Origin of the sequence: Achromobacter pestifer, from assembly GCF_013267355.1 — a bacterium.
In the GTDB taxonomy this organism is placed as follows: domain Bacteria; phylum Pseudomonadota; class Gammaproteobacteria; order Burkholderiales; family Burkholderiaceae_B; genus Achromobacter; species Achromobacter pestifer_A.
Genome location: NZ_CP053985.1, coordinates 4,497,824 through 4,516,777 on the forward strand (window position 1 = coordinate 4,497,824; position 18,954 = coordinate 4,516,777).

An 18,954-nucleotide genomic window follows, 5' to 3' on the forward strand; every position below is an offset into this window, starting at 1 on the left:
ATGCGCGCCTTCGACGCCCTGGATCCCGACCCGCTCTATCCTGAAAAGGAAAGCGAGCGCCACGCCAACAAGCTGGAGGCCTGGGGTACGGCCGCCCTGCGCTGGTTGAGCCGCAAGCGCCGCCAGCCCCTGTGGCGCACCCGCCGCATCCTGGCGCGGGTGCGGCGCGAGACCCAGGCGCTGGGCGACATCGATCTGGCAGGCGTGCGCCAGCGGGCGGACGAGATCGCGTTCGACCTGCGCGCCAACGGCATCAACCAGGAAAGCGCGGCGCGCGCCTTCGCGCTGATCCGGCAGGCGGGCCGGCTGGCGCTGGGCAAGGCGCATTTCGACGTGCAGCTGCTGGGCGGCTGGGCCATGCTGCAGGGCATGGTGGCGGAGATGAACACCGGCGAGGGCAAGACGCTGACGGCTACCCTGCCGGCCGCCACGGTTGCCATGGCCGGCCTGCCGGTGCACGTCATCACCACCAATGACTACCTGGTCGAGCGCGACGCGCAGATCATGGGGCCGATCTATGAGGCGCTGGGCCTGTCGGTGGCCTGGGTCAGCATGGAAATGGACATACCCGCGCGGCGCAAGGCCTATCAGGCGGACGTGGTCTACTGCTCGAACAAGACGCTGGTATTCGACTATCTGCGCGACCTGATCGTGCTGGACAGCGACAAGGACGAAGACGCCCTGCGCCTGGAGCGGCTGCGCGGCGAACAAGGCAGGCTGGCTCAGCTGTACTTGCGCGGCCTGTGCTACGCCATCGTCGACGAGGCGGACAGCGTGCTGGTCGACGAGGCGCGCACGCCGCTCATCATTTCCGGCGTGCAGGAGGACGACACCGCCGAGGTGACGCGCCAGGCCATGGAGCTGGCCGGCGGCATGGCGCCGGAGCACTACCGCCTGCACCGCGGCGAACGCCGAGTGACTCTGACCGAACTGGGACGGGAGCATCTGCGCGGACTGTGCGCCGCGCTGCCGGCTCCGTGGAGCATTCCGTTCCGGCGCGAAGAGCTGGTTCTCAGCGCCTTGACCGTGCTGCACATGTACCGGCTGGACGAGCAGTACATCATCCGCGACGGCAAGATCATGGTCGTCGACGAGTTCACCGGACGCGTGATGCCGGACCGGTCCTGGGGCCAGGGCCTGCACCAGATGCTGGAACACAAAGAGGGGCTGGAACTGAGCGAACCGCGCGCCACCCTCAAGAGCATCAGCTATCAGCGCTTCTTCAAGCACTATCTGCTGCTGTCCGGCATGACGGGAACCGCCGCCGAAATCCGCGCCGAGCTGGGCCGCGTCTACGACCTGCCGGTGGTCCGCATCCCCACGCACCGCAAGTCGCGGCGGCGCCATGCGCCGGATGCCGTGTACCCCACGCTGGACCAGAAGTGGGCCGCCGTGCGCGACCGCGCGCGCACCCTGCACCAGCAAGGCGTGCCCATCCTGATCGGCACGCGCTCGGTCGCCGCTTCCGAGCAGGTGGCGCAGGTGCTGACCCAGGCCGGCCTGCCCGCCGTGGTGCTCAACGCCAAGCAGGATGCCGACGAGGCCGACATGATCGCGCGCGCCGGCGAACTGGGCAGCATCATGATCGCCACCAACATGGCTGGCCGGGGTACGGACATCCCCTTGTCCGAGGCCGCGCGCGAAGCCGGCGGCCTGCACGTCATCCTGACCGAGCGGCACGAATCCGCCCGCATCGACCGTCAGCTGGAAGGGCGTAGTGGCCGCCAGGGCGATCCCGGCCATGTCGAAGCCATCCTGTCGCTGGAAGACTCCGTGCTGGACAGCGTCGCAAACGGTGTCTGGGCCGCTCCCTCTCGGCTGCTGCGCGCACGAAGCCGGCAGGACAGCAACTGGCTGGCCGCACGCTGGCTGCGATTCGCGCAGGCCCGCACCGAACGAAAACTGGCCCGCGAGCGCCGCCAGATGGTGGCCGCGGATGAAGAACTGGAGAATTCCCTGTCCTTTTCGGGGCAGGGCGACTGACATGCAAAGACCCGATCCCATGACGACCCGCCATCGCTGTTTCCGCCCGCTCGTGTTGACCTGCATGCTCGCCGCCGCCACCGCATCGGGCGCGCAGGGCTTGCCGCCCGATGCCCGTTTGCCGGTGTTGGCCGAGCCCGCCTTGTCGGCGCAGGCCGGCAATCCGCATGCCCCCATGGCCTGCCTGATCGAACCCTTCCAGGTGTCCGAGTTGGGCAGCGCCTCGGCGGGCGTGCTGAGCAGCGTGCTGGTGCAACGCGGCGACGTGGTCAAGAAAGGCCAGGTGGTGGCCGAGCTGAACACCAGCGTCGACGAGGCCACGCTGGGACTGCGCCGCGCCGAAGCGGCCTACCTGAGCCGCGTCGTCGACCGCAACACCGACCTGTTCAAGCGCCAGTTGCTGCCCGCAGGCGATTACGACGAAATGACCTCGCGCAGTCGCCAGGCGCATCTGCAGGTGGCGCTGCAGCAGGCAATCCTGGCGGAACGCAGCATCAAGAGCCCCTTCGATGGTGTCGTCGCCGAGCGCTACGCCGGTCCGGGGGACCGCGTCAATGACAACAAGATCGTCAAGCTGGCGCAGATCAATCCCTTGCTGGTGAGGGTAGTGATGCCGGAAGGCCTGTATGGCCAGATCAAGGCCGACGCGCAGGCGCAGGTCAGCGTCAACCAGGCGATCACCGACAAGCCGCTGGAAGCGAAGGTCTGGCGGATCGACCGGGTGATGGACGCCGCCAGCGGCACCTTCACCGTGCTGCTGCGCGTGCCCAACGAGGGGAATGTGATTCCGTCAGGCATCCGCTGTTCGGTGAAGTTCTGAGTTCGCCTACCACCGATAGCTCACCGTCCCGATCACTCGCCTGGGCTCGCCGTAGAAGCACCCGTAGGTGCAATTCCCGATATAGGTCTTATCCGCAAGATTGGTGCCATTGAGCGCCAAGCGCCATGGGCCGGTGGTGTAGCTGATCATGGCGTCGAACAGTGTGAAGGCGGGCACCTCGGCGTTGGTTTGGCTGCGGGTGCTGCCGACATAACGCATGCCGGCGCCTGCCTTCAGGCCGGGCAGCCCGAGACTGCCGAAACTGTAGTCGGCCCAGAGCGAGAGCTGGTTGTACGGCACGCCAGGCGCGCGGAGCCCTTCCTGCTCGGGCTGCAAGGGGCTGGCTTGCGTGGTCCGGGCGTCGGTATAGGCGTAGGCGGCGATGAGGTTGACGTTGCGGGTCAGGGCCGAACGGACTTCCAGTTCGAAGCCGCGCGAGCGTACCTCGCCTGCCTGTATCGAGTGCGTCATCGTTGGATCGGAGGGATCGGCGACCAGCACGTTCTTGCGGGTGATCTGGTAGACGGCCGCCGACACCATGGTGCTGGAGCCCGGCGGCTGATAGCGCAGGCCGGCTTCGTATTGCTGGCCGGTGGTGGGCTTGAAGCGGCCGCCGCTGCGGTCGTTGCCTTCGGTCGGCTCGAAGGACTCGCTGTAGCTGAGGAAGGGCGCGAGGCCGTTCGGGGCGAGGTAGACCAGTCCGGCGCGGCCCGTAAAGGCCTTGCTCTTCTCGTTGTCGGCGGTTTTTTCTCCGGTGAAGAAATTGCTGGAGTCGAACCGTACCCAGTCCTGGCGTCCGCCGAGCAGCACGACCCAGCGATCCGCAATCTTCATCTGATCCTGGACGTACAGGCCCAGCCGCTTGGTATCGCTTTTCCAGGAGTAGGGGTTTTGCGTTTCGATGCTGCCTATCGGGCTGCCATACACAGGATCGTAGATGTCGATGTTGCCGAGTTCGCGCTGGTAGCGTTCGGATTCGTGGTGGGCGACGGAATAGTCGACACCGACGAGGAAGGTATGTTCCACCGGACCTGTGCGGGACTGGTACTGCAGCGATGTGTCGGAGACGACGCCCGTTGAACGATCCCAGCGCGGCGCCGCGCCGCGATAGGCGGTCGTGCGGCCGTCATCCTGCAGGCCGCTGATCCAGACCGAGCGGTATTCGTTGCTGGCATGCATGTAGCGCAGGCTGTTGCGCAGCTTCACCTGGTCGTTGAAGGCATGTTCGAACAGATACCCGGCCGAATAGCGTTCCAGGTCGAACTTGTCATAGCCGGGTTCGCCGGTAAAGCGTTCGCGGGGAATCTTGCCGTTGGGGTTGGGCAGGATGGTGCCGCTCTCGGGCAGGCCGTAGACATAGCCTGTCCTGTCCTTCTGATAATCGGCGAGCAAGGTCAAGGACGTGGCTGCGCTGGGCCGCCAGGTCAATGCGGGCGCCACGTAGGCGCGTCGGTCCGGAATGTGGTCGATAAATGTGTCCGCATCGCGGCCGAGAAAGGTAAGCCGGTATGACCAGACGCCTTCTTCGTCCAACGGTCCGCCGAAATCGCCTGATACCTGCTTGCGGTCGAAGCTGCCGGTTTCGACGTTTAGTTCGCGCAGGGCCGCGGCCGGAGGCCGTTTGCTGATGGTGTTGATGATGCCGCCGGGCGCAGCGGCGCCATAGAGCACCGAGGATGCGCCTTTTAGAACTTCGATGCGTTCCAGGCCATAGGGTTCCTGCTGGCCGTTGAAGATATTGACCGTGTACTTGGTGCCGTCGCGGTATTGGTTGCCGTTGCCATCGAGCTGAAAGCCGCGGACGATCAAGGTGTCCGAGGTGCGGTCCTGTCCTTCCGAGCGGTTGACCCCGGCGACATAGCCCAGCGCGTCCTGCAGGTTCTGCGGCTTGAGCATTTCGATTTCCTCGGCGCCGACAATGGTGATGGACTGCGGTGTTTCCATCAGGGGCGTGTCGGTCTTGGTGCCGGTGGCGCTGCGCGTGGCGGCATAGCCGTAGAAGGGGCCGGTGGCCGTCTCGTGCGCGCCGACCACCTCGACGGGAGAGAGCTCGTGGGCGCCGCTAGGCCTCAGTACATAGCCGCCGCTAGGCCTTGCGGTAGCCTCGAGGCCGGTATCGGCCAACAATGCCTGCAAGCCGTTGTGCGCCGTGTAGCGGCCCTGGATGCCCTTGCTCAGGAGGCCGCTGGTCTGTTCGGTCGAGAAGGACAGCATCAGGCCGGATTCGCGGCCGTAGCGGTTGAGCGCGGCGGTCAGTGGACCGGCGGGAATGTCGTAGTACCGTTGTTCATCCGAAATTTGCGCTTGCGCGGTCGGGGCGCTCAGGGCAAGCGCAGCGATGGCGGCGCAACCCAGCAGGCCGCGAGTAGCCATGCTGGTTAGGACATGCAGGCGCAAGCGTCTGCCGGTTGCGATGAAAGGCGTTGGTGTCGGGCGGTTCAAACCCATGTGCAGTTCCCCGGATGCAAGAGTGAAGGCAATGTGTGGTCCTACTCTTCTTGCCCCGCGAAAAGCGAAAAGGGATCAACCGCTGCGGAATTTTCCGGTCGGCCGGGCCGGACGAGGTTGCACGGTCACCCAATAGCGCGTGAGGTAGCTCACGGAGATGGGCAGGGTGTCGGCGAGTAACTCCAGGACGCGGTCGGTGTTGGCGGTGGGGTAGGTGCCCGTCACCTTGATATGGGCAAGCTCTTCGTCCCAGGCCAGGCGTCCAGGGCGATAGCGCCCGAGTTCGGCCAGGAATGCCGGCAGCGGCATATCCTGGGCGACGATGATGCCTTGCGTCCAGGCCAGCATGTCCTCGTTGGCCGAACCCGTTGCGACGGCCGTATTGCGCCTCAGCGTGCCCTGTTCGCCGGCCTGCAGGAGAGCCGGCGTGCCGCTGGCGGGTGTGAGTTCCACAGCGCCGTCGAACACGGCGACCAGGCTTTCCGCGCTGCTGCGTCCGTCCAGATCGCGCACGGAAAAGCGCGTGCCCAGGGCGCGGATGCTGCCCTGGCCGGTGCGCACGAGGAAGGGGCGAGGCTCGCCCAATGCCGGGTCCGGCGCGGTTGCGACCAGCAGCTCGCCGTTGATGAGACGCAGCGCGCGCTCCGTCGACGTGAACTGGATATCAATGGCGGTGCCGGCATTGAGCACCACTTGCGTGCCGTCGGGCAGGCTGCGGCTCAGGCGTACTCCGGCCGCGGTGCGGCTATCGGAGATCCAACGCCGCCAGGTGCGCTGCTCGTCCAGCATCGACGCCGCGCCGCCGGCAAACAAGGCCAGCGCCAGCGCCTTGACGAGCTTGCGCCGTGCTGGTGAACCAGGCGCCGTGAGCGCCGCGCGAGCCACAGGCGCAGGCACGCCGCGCAGCCGGGCCTGGAAGCTCTCGATGTGTTGCCAGGCGCGCTCGTGTTCGGGGTTCGCCTCGCGCCATTCCCGCCAGCGCAGGAGAGTGTCTGCGGCCACGCGGTCGGATTGCAGTTCGACCAGCCAGTGCGCGGCCTGGAGGCGGATGTCGGGAGCGAAGGGGGGCGACGGGCTCATGAGCCTGAGGGCCTCGAGTCCGGATTCAAGTGAAACAGCAATGGGCCAACGCGCGGGCGATGTGGCGCTTGACGGTGGGAATCGAAATGCCCAGTTCCGCCGCGATCTCGCCTTGGCGTTTGCCGTCGATCTGCGATAGCAGAAATGCTTGCCGCACCAGCCGGGGCAAGGCGTCAAGCAGGCGATCGATTTCGAGCAGGGTTTCGAACAGGATGGCCTGGGTTTCGGGCGACGGCATCTGGGGTTCGGGCAGGAGCGCGAGTGCCTCCAGATAGGCCTGCTCGATGCGCTGGCGCCTGCGCAGGTTCAGGACCAGTCCATGAGCGATCGTCGTCAGGAACGCGCGCGGCTCGCGCATTTCGGGCAGCGCGTCCTTTGAGAGCACGCGCACGAATGTGTCGTGCGCAAGATCGGCCGCCGTGCCGGCATCACCCAGCTTGCGCCGCAGCCAGCCTCTCAGCCACCCCCCGTGTTCGACGTACAGGCCTTCTATGCATTGCTGCGGTAATGCGTATTTGTTGGCCGCCATGGCGAATCCCCTTCCGCGCATCGGACCTGGATTTTATTGTTGCAATTGATTATGAGAATTATTATTGCATATAGAAATTCCGAACGCATGCCGCGCGGGCGGGCATGCCGTGATCCGGGACGCCCGCCAACCCTGCAGATCCTTGGCGCGAGGGGCTACTTCCGGGGGCGCTCGATGGCCGCCGCCTCATCCAGCAAGGCCCGCGCCGCGAGCTTTCCAAGATTATTGCCCGCGAAGGGACTGTCGCCCGTGAGCAGCTTGCGGTCCTGAAGGGTGCTCCCGTCGACCTTGGTGTTCGTGACGGTGATGCCCAGTCCCGCCAACTTTTCTCCAAAGAACCAGCGCAAGGGGCCGGGCATGTAGCCGATGTCCGGCGTCTGTTTGTCCATGCCATCGGGGAAGGCGCAGATGCGGTAACCATGGAACGGACTCGCGCCGTCCAGGCCGGTCGCCAGCAGCGCCGCGGGGCCGTGGCACAGCGTGATGACATGCTTGTCGTTTTGCATCGCCCATTGCAGCGCATCATTGACGTCCGCGCTGGACGGCAGTCCTATCAGCGCGCCATGGCCGCCAGGAATGAACACGGCCAGGTAGTCGGAATCGCGATCCAGCGCCTTGACGACGTCGGCAAGCACCTGCGGCTGCCGGAACTGCTGTTCATACTTCTGGTACAGCGCTGCAACCTTGGTGTCTTCAGAGGGGAATGCCCACCATTCGAACTTGACCGGATTGCCCGACAGCGTCGCGATGTCGATCTGGAAGCCCGCCTGGTCGAGGTGGTACATGGGCAGCAGGGTCTCGACCGGATGATTGCCCGTCGAGAAGAACGTGTCGTTGCCCGTGAGCAGGTAGCGCTCGTCGGCCGCGATCATCAGGATCTTCCAGCGGCCACCGCGATAGGCGTCTGGATAATCGGCGTCCGACAGATCCGACTTGGGCGAAGTGAACTGCGATAGCGAGTAGGGCGAAGGAAAAAAAGCGTTGCGCTCGGCGGGGTCCGGCGTGGGCTGCTTGCTGTCCGTTTGCTGTGCCATGGAAGATCTCCTGACTCGGTAGGCTGGGCTATCCAAGATAGTCAGAGCGGGCACATCTGCGCCATGGCGGAAATCCCCCGGGCCCTACGGCGTTCCCTGGCGGCGCTTGCTTCTTGTTTCCAAAAAGTCCTGGCGCCGCCGCCTGCCGTCATGCGGACCAGTCCGTCACAAACTCGTCACGGAAGCGCCGGATCCAGTCCAGCCGGGCGGCCGCAAGCACGCGGCCGCCTTCCGTCTGCATGGTTCCCGCGATGCGTGCGAGCTTCAATTCGATGTGATCCAGCGTATAGACGCCGTCGTCCAGTTGCCGGTGCGCACCCATGGGGTCGGTGGGGTGCGCCAGCGCGCGCCCCAACAGCCCGCCGACATGGAACATGCGGGCCAGTCCCACCGGGCCGAGCGCGTCCAGGCGGTCGGCATCCTGCACGATGCGGGCCTCGATGGTCCGGGGGCCGATGTTGGCGGAGTAGCTGTGGGCCTCGATCGCGTGATGCACGCTTTCGAGCCGGGTTGGCGGATAGCCGATGGCCTGGAGTTCGCGCACGGCCTGGCCGGCGGCCATGGTCGAAGCGCGCGCCCGGTCGGGATGGTTCTTGGGCAGGTTGACCAGGTCGTGCAGGTAACTGGCGGCCATGACGGTCATGGCGTCGGCTTCGGGATGGTGCGCCAGCATGCGGTTGGCGGCCTTCCACACGCGTTCCAGATGGCTCAGGTCATGCGCGCCGTCGCCGGTATCGGCGCGTTGGGCGATCTGTATGAGCTGCGGCCGCAATGCCGCCAAATCCACACGCATGTTCACTTCCTTCCACCAGGTTCGGGACTGGGGGAAAGTGTACACAGGGCGCTTTCGGGACGCGCCGGCGCGCGGCGCGGCCCGGGCGCGGCATCAGCCGCCTTGCGCCTGCATCCGTTCCGCCGCCGTGGAGCAGATCCGGTACACCAGCGCCGACACCACGAAGCTGGCCGGCGCGGCCAGCGTCGCAGCGAAACCTGCCATGTGCATCAGCGCGAGGCCGCAGATCGCGCCTGCGAACCAGCCGGCCAGGCCGGCGCGGTTGAATGCCGTGCCGTCACCGTGGCGCGGTGCGGACTCCTGATCGCCCAGGATGTGCACCAGCGCCACCGCCACCCACGACACCACGAAGATACCCTGATAGGCCAGGGCTTGCAGCAGGTACGAGAACACGTCCAGCAGCATCAGCGCATACGTCACCGCGCCCACGATGACCGCCCACATCGCCTTGGGCCAGCGCATGCCCGGCCAGCGCGCGAAGAACGCCTGCATGTTGATGGTGGCCAGGTAATAGTTGGCCGTGTTGATGCGGGTCTGCGTGATCCAGACGAACAGCAGTCCACCCAGCCCCATCAGCTTGAGGAGCGCAAGCACCACCGACACTTCCGACAGCGCGGCGTCGCTGGGGATGGTGCTGACCAGGTAGATGCCGGCCACGCCATTGAGCAGGAAGGTGACCAGGTAGAACGGCATGCCGAAGTTGTAGCGGCTGTGATACGCCTGGTCCTCGCGTTTGCCGAAGCGGGCGTAGTCGAAGGTGAACATCATCAGGACCCACACGCCCATGTAGTAGACGAAGGCGTCCCACCAGCCTCCCGGGACGGGGCCCTCGGGCGGGCCGAACGACAGCCAGGCGTCGCTGTAGCCGTATTCCTGCGTCGCCATCACCACGGCCAGCAACAGGCCCAGCAGATAGAACGGCAGCAGCACGCCGTTGAATTTGTCCAGCCAGCGCTGCACGCTGCCGAAGATCAGCAGCACGCTGTAGATGACCACCACCAGCGCCACCAGCCAGTACGGCACGGCCGGATAGAGATGATGCGCCGCGACCGACATCACCGCGCCTTCGAACACCGCGTAGTAGATGGCGGTGGCGAAGAAGATCAGCGTGGCCAGCGCCGCGCCCGAGGTGCCGAACAGCCGGCGCGAGAACAGCGCCACCGACAGGCCGGTACGGATGGCGTAGCGGCTGATGACGCCGTTGATCAGCCCGTAGCTGATCACGGACAGCACCATGCCGATGATGGCGTTGCGGGCGCCGTACTTCAGCGCCAGCGTGGCGCCGACGACGATGTAGAAGACGGCGCTGCACACGGCCCACCAGGCCATGGTGAGCGCATAGCGGGGCATGCGGTCGCTGTCGGCGACGGCATGCAGCGAGTTGTCCGTCTCATCGGACGGTTTGCGTGGGGTCAGATTGGCCATGGCGGATCTCCTGGCGGGATCGGATTGCGGTTCGACTGCGGAACGGGCGCGCGTCGCCCACCGGCCTTGCCATGGGGCAAGGCCGGAAAACTGGAAAAAGCGGGGATAGGACGCGGCCTTGCCGCGCCCCGGAAGGTCAGCCGCTGAGCGCCTGATGCAGCCGCTCGAAGCGGGCGCGGTAGTCGCGCCTGGCGGCCACCGCCTGCTCCAGCGTCACCCGCTCGAAATGGGCGCTCTGGTTGGGCTGCATCTGGCCGACCTTGTCCAGGTCGGCGCTGATGACCGTGCCTATCATCGCGTAGCCGCCGCCGGACACGGCGTCGCGGTGCAAGATGATGGGTTCCACGCCCGCGGGCACCTGGATGGAGCCGATCGGATAGCAGGCGTCGACGATGTTCGACGGGTCCGCGCCGGCGCCGAAGGGCTGCTCGCGGCCGCGAAAGCGCAGCGGACGGCCCTGCTTGTAGCGGTAGCCGATGCGGTCGGCCTCCGAGGTCACGGTCCAGGCGTCTTCATAGAAGGTGGCGGCGGACTCGGGCTCCAGGCGATGGTCGTACAGGCCCGGCAGCACGCGCAGCGTCTGCGTCTTGGGCGGGGCGACGGCCAGCGCGGCGGGCAGCTCGCGGCCCACGCGCGTGCGGATCGAGGCCCGGCCTACCGCCAGCCGGTCGCCAGCCTGCAGCTTGCGGCCTTCGTGGCCGCCGATGGCGCCCAGCGCATAGGTCGAGCGGCTGCCCAGCACCACCGGCACGTCGATGCCGCCGGCCACCGCCAGGCAGGCGCGAGCGCCCGCCTGCACGAAGTCGAACGACAGCCGGCTGCCCGCCTGCACCGCCAGCGCCACGTTGCAGGCCTGCGCCACGCCGTCGACCTTGGGGATCATGCTGGCGCCGGTCACGGCGATCACGGCGGCGCGGTGGAACAGCAGTTCAGGGCCGAGCAGGGTGCATTCCAGCACCGCGTCGCCGGCGGCGTTGCCCACCAGCAGATTGGCGGCCGCCAGCGCGTACTGGTCGAGCGCGCCGGACGGCGGAATGCCCAGGTGGTAGTAGCCTAGTCGGCCCGTGTCCTGCACCGAAGTGGCCAGGCCGGGCTTGATGACTTCGATGATGGGATCGTTAGGCATGGAGCGTCTCCAGCAGTTGGGCATTGCAGGCATCGGGCGCGCGCTGGAACTCGGCCAGGGAGAACGACACGGGCCGGATGCGCAGCTCGAAGCTGCCGGCTTCGACCTGTGCCGCGGCCTGGTCGTATTCGTCGCGGGTGATGGGCTTGAACTTCACGATGTCGCCCGGGCGGAAGAACACCATGGAATCGCGCAGATGCGCCTGGCGCTGGGCAGGTTCGAAGATGGGCGCGGGCGTGACGCCGAACATCTGGTAGCCGCCCGCGCCGCGCACGGAGTAGATGCAGCCGAAGCAGCCGCCGTGCCCTACCGTGTGCTTGGGCGTGTCGGTACGGGGACGCAGGTACTTCGGGACCTGTAGCTGGCGTTCGCGCTCCACCATCTGGAACATGAAGGGCAGTCCGGCGACGAAACCGACCATGGACACGAACCAAGGCGATCCGGAATGGGCGTCGATGAACGCCTGCACCGAATCGTGGCCGTTGATGCGGGCCGCGTATTCCAGGTCCGTGGATTCCGGATCCTGGTGCCTTTCGCGAAACCGCATCAGGGTCTCGTGGGTCCAGGGATCGTTGTAGTACACAGGCACTTCGATGATGCGGGTCGCCAGCGTCAGGTTGGCGAGGTCCATGCCTGCCTCCAGTTCGCGCAGCAAGGCCAGCAGCGCGTCCGGGGCGATGCGGTCGGGGTCGTAACGCACTTGGTAGGAGGCGTTGGCCGGGCAGATCTCGGTCACGCCGTCGACCGCGCGCTCGCGCAGCGCCCGCGTGATCGCCATGCCCTTGAAAAAGGATTCCAGCGACATGTCTTCGCTGATCTCGACGAAGATGAACTCGTCGCCGCCGTGGGTGTAGCGCAGGCTCATTGCCGTTCCTCCCGATCCTTTTGCATCCAGGCTTCAAGATAGTTGGTGTGGTAGCGGCCGGCCAGCACGTCGGCATCCTGCAGCAGCTCGCGGTGCAGGGCCAGCGTCGAATGCACGCCCGTCAGTTCGACTTCATCGAGCGCGCGCGCCATGCGCGCCAGCGCCGCGGCGCGGCTTTCGTCCCAGACGATCAGCTTGGCCAGCAGCGAGTCATAGTAGGGCGGCACGGCGCAGCCGGGGTACAGCATCGAGTCCACGCGCACGCCGGGCCCGCCGGGCCAACGTACGTGTTCCACCCGGCCCGGGCTGGGCGCGAAGTTGCGCGTGGGGTCTTCGGCGTTCAGGCGGCATTCGATGGCTGCGCCGCGGATGGCGATGTCCTGCTGGCGCAAGCGCAGCGGCTCGCCGTCGGCGATGCGCAGCATTTCGCGCACCAGGTCCACGCCGGTGATGGCTTCCGTGATGGGGTGTTCGACCTGGATGCGGGTATTCATTTCGATGAAGAAGAACTCGCCCGCGCCGCGGCTGTCGTCGTACAGGTATTCCAGCGTGCCCGCGCCCCGGTAGCCGACCGAGCGCGCCAGTTGCGCCGCCGATTCGCAAAGCTTCTGCCGGGTGGCGGGGTTCAGGGCCGGCGAGGGCGCTTCTTCCAGGACTTTCTGCCGGCGCCGCTGCAGCGAACATTCGCGTTCGTACAGGTGCACGGCGCTGCTGCCATCGCCCAGGACCTGCACTTCGATGTGCCGCGCGCGCGGCAGGTAGCGTTCCAGGTACACGCCGGCTTCGCCGAAGGCCGCCTGCGCCTCGGCCTGGGCCTGCGGCATCTGTGTGCGCAGCTCGGCTTCGTCGCGCACCACGCGGATGCCACGCCCGCCGCCGCCGGCGGCCGCCTTGATCATCAGCGGGTAGCCAATAAGCGCGGCATGGGTCAGGGCCTCGTCCAGCGAAGACAGCACGCCCGCGCTGCCGGGCACCGTCGGCACGCCGGCCGCCTGGGCGCAGGCGCGCGCCGCGGCCTTGTCGCCCATGGTGCGGATGGTGGCGGCATCGGGCCCGACGAAGATCAGGCCGGCGTCGCTCACGGCCTGCGCGAACGCTGCGTTTTCCGACAGGAAGCCGTAGCCGGGATGCACCGCGTGGACGCCGGTGCTGCGCGCGGCCTCCAACAGCGCTTCGGTATTCAGATAGCTGCGCGTCGCGTGCGAGGGGCCGATGAGCACGGCTTCGTCCGCCATGCGCGTGGCCAGCGCGTCGCGGTCCGCTTCGCTGTACACGGCCACGGTGCGCATGCCCAGTTCGCGGGCGGCGCGGATGACGCGCAGCGCGATTTCGCCGCGGTTGGCCACCAGCACCTTGTGGATCCTGCGGGGGCGGTAGGGGTGGTTGATATCGGACATGGCGCGGCCTATCCCTCGATGCGCAACAGGGGCTGCCCGGCTTCCACCGGGTCGCCGTCTTGCACCAGGATCTCCGCCACCACGCCGCCGGTGGGTGTTTCGATCTGGTTGAACTGCTTCATGACCTCGACGATGCCGATCACGGCGCCGGCGGCCACCGTGGCGCCTGGCTCCACGAAGGCGGCTGCGCCGGGGCTGGGACGGCGATAGAAGGTTCCGGGCAGGGGGCTGGGAATATCGTGCAACGGCATGGTTTTCTCCTTGGAATGTTGTTCGGGCTGGCTGACGGTTCAGGGGCCGGTCACGCTGGGAGGCGCGATCCGGATGCCATGGGCCTCCAGCTTTTCGCGGGTGGCGCGCACCAGGGACAGGGCGCCCGGCGTGTCGCTGTGTATGCAGACGGAGTCGAAGTCGATGGCAATGTCACGGCCTTCGACCGTGCGCACTCGCCCCTCGGTGCAGGCGCGCAGCACTTTTTCGGCGACCTGGACGGGGTCCAGCGGCTGGGTATAGCGGGTGAAGACGATGGAACCGCTGGCGTCGTAGTCGCGGTCGGCGTAGAACTCGCGCACCACGGGCTGGTTCAGTTCGCGCGCCAGGCGGTAGGTGACCGAGCTTTCCATGCAGTACAGCGCCAGCGTGGGCTCCAGTTCCTGCAGCGTTTCGATCAGGCGCCGCGACAGGGTTTCGTCGCGGGCGGCCTGCATGTACAGCGCGCCATGGGGCTTTACGTGCTGCAGGCGTAGTCCGTGCAGCCGGGCGAACTCGCGCAGGGCGCCCAGTTGATAGACGATGTCGTGCACCAGCGCTTCGGCGCTTTCGCGCATGTCCCGCCGGCCGAAACCCACCAGGTCGCGAAAGCCGGGATGGGCGCCGATACAGACGCCATGTTCACGAGCCTGCAACACCGTGCGGTTCATGATCCGCGGGTCGCCGGCATGGAATCCCGTGGCGATATTGGCCGAACTGATCAAGGGCATGATCGCGTCGTCCACGCCGTCCCCGATGGTCCACGGGCCGAATCCTTCCCCCATGTCCGAGTTGAGGTCGATGCTGCGCTTGCTCATTGCGGGTGGCTCCTTCGTGTCGCTCGCCGCATTCGACGCGGCGTGTGACGTGAACATTAGCCAAGCCGGCAAGGGATAAAAAGATCTTTTTATAGATCCATCGATATCTGAATTTCAGATAATTCCTTGATGAATGATTTCGTGCGCCGGGAGCGATTTCCTATGAAAAATAAGGGATATCCCTGATTTCATCGATCGAGTCGCGGAAAGAATATTCAGATATCCTGAATGATAGATATCGATTTAATAGATAAGCCACGACATGTCGATTACCCTACGCCAGCTCAAATACTTCATCGCGGCGGCCGAACTCGGCCAGATTTCCCAGGCGGCCATCCAGCTGGCCATCTCGCAGTCGGCCATCACCAGCGCCATCCGCGAACTGGAGGACACCGTGGGCACGGCGCTGTTCCTGCGCGGCGCGCATGGCGTGACGCTGACCCATAGCGGCCGCACCTTCCTGAACCACGCCTACAACATCCTGTCCTCGGTCGACGAAGCCCTGCGCATGCCGGCGGCGGCGGAAGAGGTTTCAGGCCGCCTGCTGCTGGCGGCCTCCTACACGGTGATCGGCTATTTCCTGCCGTATCACCTGCAGCGGCTGTCGCAGCTGTATCCGCGCCTGGACATCCAGCTGCACGAACTGAACCGCAGCGCCATCGAGGAAGGCTTGATCGCGAACCGCTATGACATGGCGGTGCTGCTGACCTCCAACGTCGCCAATCCGGACCTGGCGGTGGAGCACTTTTTCGGCTCGCCTAGGCGGCTGTGGCTGCCGGCCAGGCATCCCTTGCTGGCGGCGGACGCCGTGACCCTGGAGGACGTTTCGCGTGAGCCCTTCATCATGCTGACCGTGGACGAGGCGGCCTACACCGCCTTGCGCTACTGGAACGAAACGCCGTTCAAGCCCGACGTGCGGCTGCGGACCTCATCGGTCGAAGCGGTGCGCAGCATGGTGGCCAACGGCAGCGGCGTGGCCCTGCTGTCGGACATGGTCTACCGGCCCTGGTCGCTGGAAGGCCGGCGCATTGAAACGGTCCAGCTCAAGGACCCGATTCCGCCCATGAACGTGGGGCTGGCCTGGCGCCGCGGCGCGGAAATCTCGCCCGCGATGCAGGTGGTGCGGGATTACTTCCGGCACGCATACATGGCGCAGCGGGGCGGGGCGGGCTGAGCGTTCGCCAGCGGCTGGAACCCATCGTCGAAGTCGATCCGCCAGGCCGATGACGCCTCGCGGCAGGGGCAGTGCACGCCCTCGCGACCCCGTGAAATCCCTCATGCCACCAGGCCGCAAAACGATTGCCGTTTGAATATGCACTGATGTATATATCAATGTATGCATTGATGTGAACAGAAGTCGGGCCTGCCTGCGCCGCTTCTTGCCTTCCCGAGTTGGTCGTAGCCCATCCAGAGAGAAGAAGGAATATCCATGACGCAGCTCCACGGCGCCCGCATCGGGGCGAACGCGGAATCGGCAGGCCCGGATCCCGTCGGCCTGGATCACGTGGGGCTGTACGCGCACGACATGGGGGCGGCGGCCGCTTTGTATGAAAGGCTGGGCTTCCAGCTGACGCCGTTGTCGCAGCATTCCGGCACGCACGCCGTCACGCGCGAGGTGGTCAAGGCCGGCATCGCCAACCGTTGCGCCATGCTCGGCCAGGGCTACATCGAATTGGTGGCGGTGGTGGACCCGGCGCTGGACCTGCGCGGCATACCCGACGGCCTGGCCCGCTATGCGGGCATGCACATCATCGCCTTCGATACCACCCAGCCCGAGCAGCGCATCGCGGCGTTGCGCGAGGCCGGCTTCGAGGCCGAGCCCGGCGTGCTGCAACGCTACATAGGAACGCAGCAAGGGCCCGAACTGGCGCGGTTCAGCCAGGTGCGCACGCCGCGCGGCGCCATGCCCGAAGGCCTGATCCTGACCCTGCGTCACGAGACCCCCGAATTGCTTTGGCAGGAGCGCTACCTGCGCCATCCCAATGGCGCTCGCGCGTTGGCGGCGGCCATTATCGCTGTCGAGGACCTGGACGAGGCGGCGGCGCGCTATGCGCGTTATCTGGGCATGGCCTGCGTGCGGCGGCGGGGCGAGGCCTGGTTCCGATTGCGTTCGGGATGCCTGGGCCTGGCAGGCCGCGACGCCCTGCAAACGCGTCTGCCCGGATGCGAGATTCCCGCCCTGCCGCGCCCGGCGGCGCTGGCCGTGGAAGTGGGCGACTTGTCCCGCACTGCCGCCGTGCTCGAGGCCAATCGGGTTCCCTACCGCCGCGCCAGCGATCAACTGCTGGTGGCAGCCGAACATGCGGGCGGCGCAAGCCTCATTTTCTGCGCCGGCGCCGGCGCGGTCTTCCCCTTGGATTGAGCGGGGCATTGAACCGGCAGGCAGCCGCAGTACCGATATCCAGCTAGTACTTCAATAACAGGAGCAGCAGCATGATAGGTATCGCAAATCCGAAGCGCCGCGTTCGGCGGGGGATCCTGGCAGGAGCCGCAGCCGTGGCGCTGAGCGTCGCCGGCGCCGCGGCGAACGCGGCGGAGAAGGTCACTTTCGCCTACGGCACCAACATTTCGCTATCCAACGCGCCGACGCTGATGGCGGTGGGCATGGGCTACTTCAAGGAAGCGGGCCTGGACGTCCAGGCGACCTTCTTCCAGGGGGCCGCGGTGATGTTGCCGCAGGTCACGCAGAAGCACATCACTTTTGGCTGGATCACGCCGGATCCGCTGGTGATCTCGCGCCAGCCGGGCCGCGATCCCCTGCCGGTCAAGATGTTCTACAACGGCATCTACCTGTCGCCGTTCGATGTCGTGGTCACCAAGAACAGTCCAGTCCAGTCCCTTGCCGACCTGAAAGGCAAGAAGATAGGCGTGGGCGCCATGTCCTGGGGCAATCTGGCGGTCACCAAGGCGATGATGAAGAAGATCGGCCTGGAACTGCAGCGCGACTACGAGTTCGTGCCCGTGGGCGTGGGTGCGACGGCGCTGCGCGCGATCAGCGACGATAAGGTGCAGGCGCTGAACCTGTTCGATACCTTCCACGTGCAGATCGAGCAGATGGGCGTCGAGCTGCGCCGCCTGCCCATGGGCCAGAACTATCGCGAACTGTTCTCCAGCGGCTGGATCGCGCATGAAGACACCTTGCGCGACCGGCCGGAACTGGTGGTCGCCTTTGCGCGCGCCGCCGCCCGCGGCGTGGTCGCCTGCAACGCCAATCCGGAAGCCTGCGTGAAGAACTTCTGGACCCTGTATCCGGCCACCAAGCCGGCCGAGGGGACCGAGGAGAAAAAGCTGGCGGACGCCGTGCAGATCCTGAAGGTGCGTCTGGCCACCATGCTGCCGGAGCAGGGCGCCGGGAAAATGGGCTACTACACCGAGCAGTCCTGGAAGGACTATGTCGAGGTACTGCATGAAGGCGGACAGCTGAGCACCGGGAATGTGGACGTCAAGCCGCTCTACACCAACCAGTTCGTCAAGGACATCAACGACTTCGACGCCGCGGCCGTGGTGGCTGCGGCCAAGCAGCTCAAGTAGACGCGAGCCGGAACCCCTATGAACTCCCTGAACCTATCCCTGGTCGAAGGCGGGCGGTCGCCAGCGCGCTCGGGCGGCGCCGGCCGTCCCCTGCTGACCGCCGACAATGTGAGCGTGGTCTACCGTAGCAGCAAGGGGCCGATCACCGCTGTCGACAACCTGTCGCTGCAACTAGGGGCCGGCGAATTCGTTTCGGTGCTGGGCCCGTCAGGCTGCGGAAAATCCACGCTGGTCAAGGTGTTCAGCGGCCTGCTGACAACTTCCAGCGGCAAGGCCCTGCTCAACGGCACACCCATCGACAAGCCGCGCGGCGACGTGGGCATCGTCTTCCAGCAGCCTACGTTGCTGCCCTGGAAAACCGTGCTGGACAACGTGTTGGTGCCGATCCGCGCCTTGCGCAAGGACGTCGAAGCCGGCACCGCCCGGGCGCTGGAACTGCTGCGCCTGGTGGGACTGGAGAAGTTCGCGAACAATTATCCCAGCGAGCTCTCGGGCGGCATGCAGCAGCGGGTCGGCATCGCGCGCGGCCTGGTCCACGATCCGGCGCTGCTGCTGATGGACGAGCCGTTCTCGGCGCTGGACACGATGACCCGCGACCGCATGAGCATCGAACTGCAGCGCATCTGGATGGCCACGCGCAAATCAGCCCTGTTCATCACGCACAGCATCGCCGAAGCCGTGTTCCTGTCGGACCGGATCGTGGTGATGTCGGCGCGTCCCGGCCGCATCATCCGGGAAGTCGCGGTGGACCTGCCGCGGCCGCGGACGCTGGCGACGCTCAACGACCCCGAGTTCACGCGCCTGTGCGCCGAATTGCGGGAACTGTTCGATCAGTTGGTGAAGTTCGACTAGCGGA

At 66.2% G+C, this 18,954-nt stretch carries 17 protein-coding genes; 6 read left to right on the forward strand and 11 right to left on the reverse strand.

Translation table 11 applies throughout. From position 1 onward, the window contains the following. Together FOC84_RS21370 and FOC84_RS21375 are read left to right on the forward strand one after the other, a co-directional pair. Positions 1-1,983: a preprotein translocase subunit SecA gene (locus tag FOC84_RS21370; RefSeq protein WP_173146195.1), complete on the forward strand. Its 1,983-nt coding sequence runs from the start codon at positions 1-3 to the stop codon at positions 1,981-1,983. 1 nt (position 1,984) lies between these two features. After that, positions 1,985-2,803 (forward strand): efflux RND transporter periplasmic adaptor subunit, encoded by an 819-nt coding sequence (locus FOC84_RS21375; protein ID WP_254241729.1) that lies wholly within the window; start codon positions 1,985-1,987, stop codon positions 2,801-2,803. Between the two features lie 6 nt (positions 2,804-2,809). On the opposite strand, the gene FOC84_RS21380 is transcribed toward FOC84_RS21375, so the two are convergent. The 11 genes from FOC84_RS21380 to FOC84_RS21430 all read right to left on the reverse strand — a co-directional run bounded on the left by FOC84_RS21380 (position 2,810) and on the right by FOC84_RS21430 (position 14,567). Continuing rightward, positions 2,810-5,176 carry a TonB-dependent siderophore receptor gene (locus tag FOC84_RS21380; protein ID WP_254241730.1) on the reverse strand — a complete coding sequence of 789 codons (2,367 nt, stop codon included), beginning with the start codon at positions 5,174-5,176 and terminating at the stop codon, positions 2,810-2,812. A 150-nt stretch (positions 5,177-5,326) separates the two neighbouring features. After that, a complete protein-coding gene (locus FOC84_RS21385; RefSeq protein WP_173146197.1) occupies positions 5,327-6,331 on the reverse strand; it encodes a FecR domain-containing protein in 1,005 nt (334 codons plus the stop codon). Between the two features lie 25 nt (positions 6,332-6,356). After that, a complete protein-coding gene (locus FOC84_RS21390; RefSeq protein ID WP_173146198.1) occupies positions 6,357-6,860 on the reverse strand; it encodes a sigma-70 family RNA polymerase sigma factor in 504 nt (167 codons plus the stop codon). 155 nt (positions 6,861-7,015) lie between these two features. After that, on the reverse strand, positions 7,016-7,894 hold the full coding sequence (gene hchA / locus FOC84_RS21395; protein ID WP_173146199.1) for a glyoxalase III HchA: 879 nt from the start codon (positions 7,892-7,894) through the stop codon (positions 7,016-7,018). Positions 7,895-8,042: 148 nt separating this feature from the next. Next, positions 8,043-8,687 carry an HD domain-containing protein gene (locus FOC84_RS21400; RefSeq protein ID WP_173146200.1) on the reverse strand — a complete coding sequence of 215 codons (645 nt, stop codon included), beginning with the start codon at positions 8,685-8,687 and terminating at the stop codon, positions 8,043-8,045. A gap of 93 nt (positions 8,688-8,780) precedes the next feature. Further along, entirely contained in the window at positions 8,781-10,112 is a 1,332-nt protein-coding gene (locus FOC84_RS21405; RefSeq protein ID WP_173146201.1) for a purine-cytosine permease family protein, read from the reverse strand. Positions 10,113-10,248: 136 nt separating this feature from the next. Then, complete coding sequence (locus FOC84_RS21410; RefSeq protein ID WP_173146202.1) at positions 10,249-11,238, reverse strand: biotin-dependent carboxyltransferase family protein; 990 nt, start codon at positions 11,236-11,238, stop codon at positions 10,249-10,251. After that, entirely contained in the window at positions 11,231-12,103 is an 873-nt protein-coding gene (locus FOC84_RS21415) for a 5-oxoprolinase subunit B family protein (protein WP_173146203.1), read from the reverse strand. Before FOC84_RS21415 ends, FOC84_RS21410 begins: the two co-directional genes overlap by 8 nt. Next, positions 12,100-13,500 (reverse strand): acetyl-CoA carboxylase biotin carboxylase subunit, encoded by a 1,401-nt coding sequence (locus tag FOC84_RS21420; protein ID WP_173146204.1) that lies wholly within the window; start codon positions 13,498-13,500, stop codon positions 12,100-12,102. The genes FOC84_RS21415 and FOC84_RS21420 overlap by 4 nt, the downstream gene beginning before the upstream one ends. An 8-nt stretch (positions 13,501-13,508) precedes the next feature. Next, positions 13,509-13,751: an acetyl-CoA carboxylase gene (locus FOC84_RS21425; protein ID WP_173146205.1), complete on the reverse strand. Its 243-nt coding sequence runs from the start codon at positions 13,749-13,751 to the stop codon at positions 13,509-13,511. Positions 13,752-13,790: 39 nt separating this feature from the next. Next, positions 13,791-14,567: a 5-oxoprolinase subunit PxpA gene (locus FOC84_RS21430; protein ID WP_173146206.1), complete on the reverse strand. Its 777-nt coding sequence runs from the start codon at positions 14,565-14,567 to the stop codon at positions 13,791-13,793. Positions 14,568-14,829: 262 nt separating this feature from the next. Between FOC84_RS21430 and FOC84_RS21435 the strand changes: the two genes are divergently transcribed. The 4 genes from FOC84_RS21435 (at position 14,830) to FOC84_RS21450 (ending at position 18,950) form a co-directional block, all read left to right on the forward strand. After that, on the forward strand, positions 14,830-15,741 hold the full coding sequence (locus FOC84_RS21435) for a LysR family transcriptional regulator (protein WP_173146207.1): 912 nt from the start codon (positions 14,830-14,832) through the stop codon (positions 15,739-15,741). 255 nt (positions 15,742-15,996) lie between these two features. Beyond that, positions 15,997-16,929 (forward strand): VOC family protein, encoded by a 933-nt coding sequence (locus FOC84_RS21440; protein ID WP_173146208.1) that lies wholly within the window; start codon positions 15,997-15,999, stop codon positions 16,927-16,929. A gap of 71 nt (positions 16,930-17,000) precedes the next feature. Further along, positions 17,001-18,098, forward strand: coding sequence for an ABC transporter substrate-binding protein (locus tag FOC84_RS21445; RefSeq protein WP_173146209.1), 1,098 nt, complete (start codon positions 17,001-17,003; stop codon positions 18,096-18,098). Between the two features lie 18 nt (positions 18,099-18,116). Beyond that, positions 18,117-18,950, forward strand: a complete 834-nt coding sequence (locus FOC84_RS21450) for an ABC transporter ATP-binding protein (protein WP_173146210.1) — start codon at positions 18,117-18,119, stop codon at positions 18,948-18,950. The last annotated feature ends 4 nt before the right edge of the window (positions 18,951-18,954 follow it).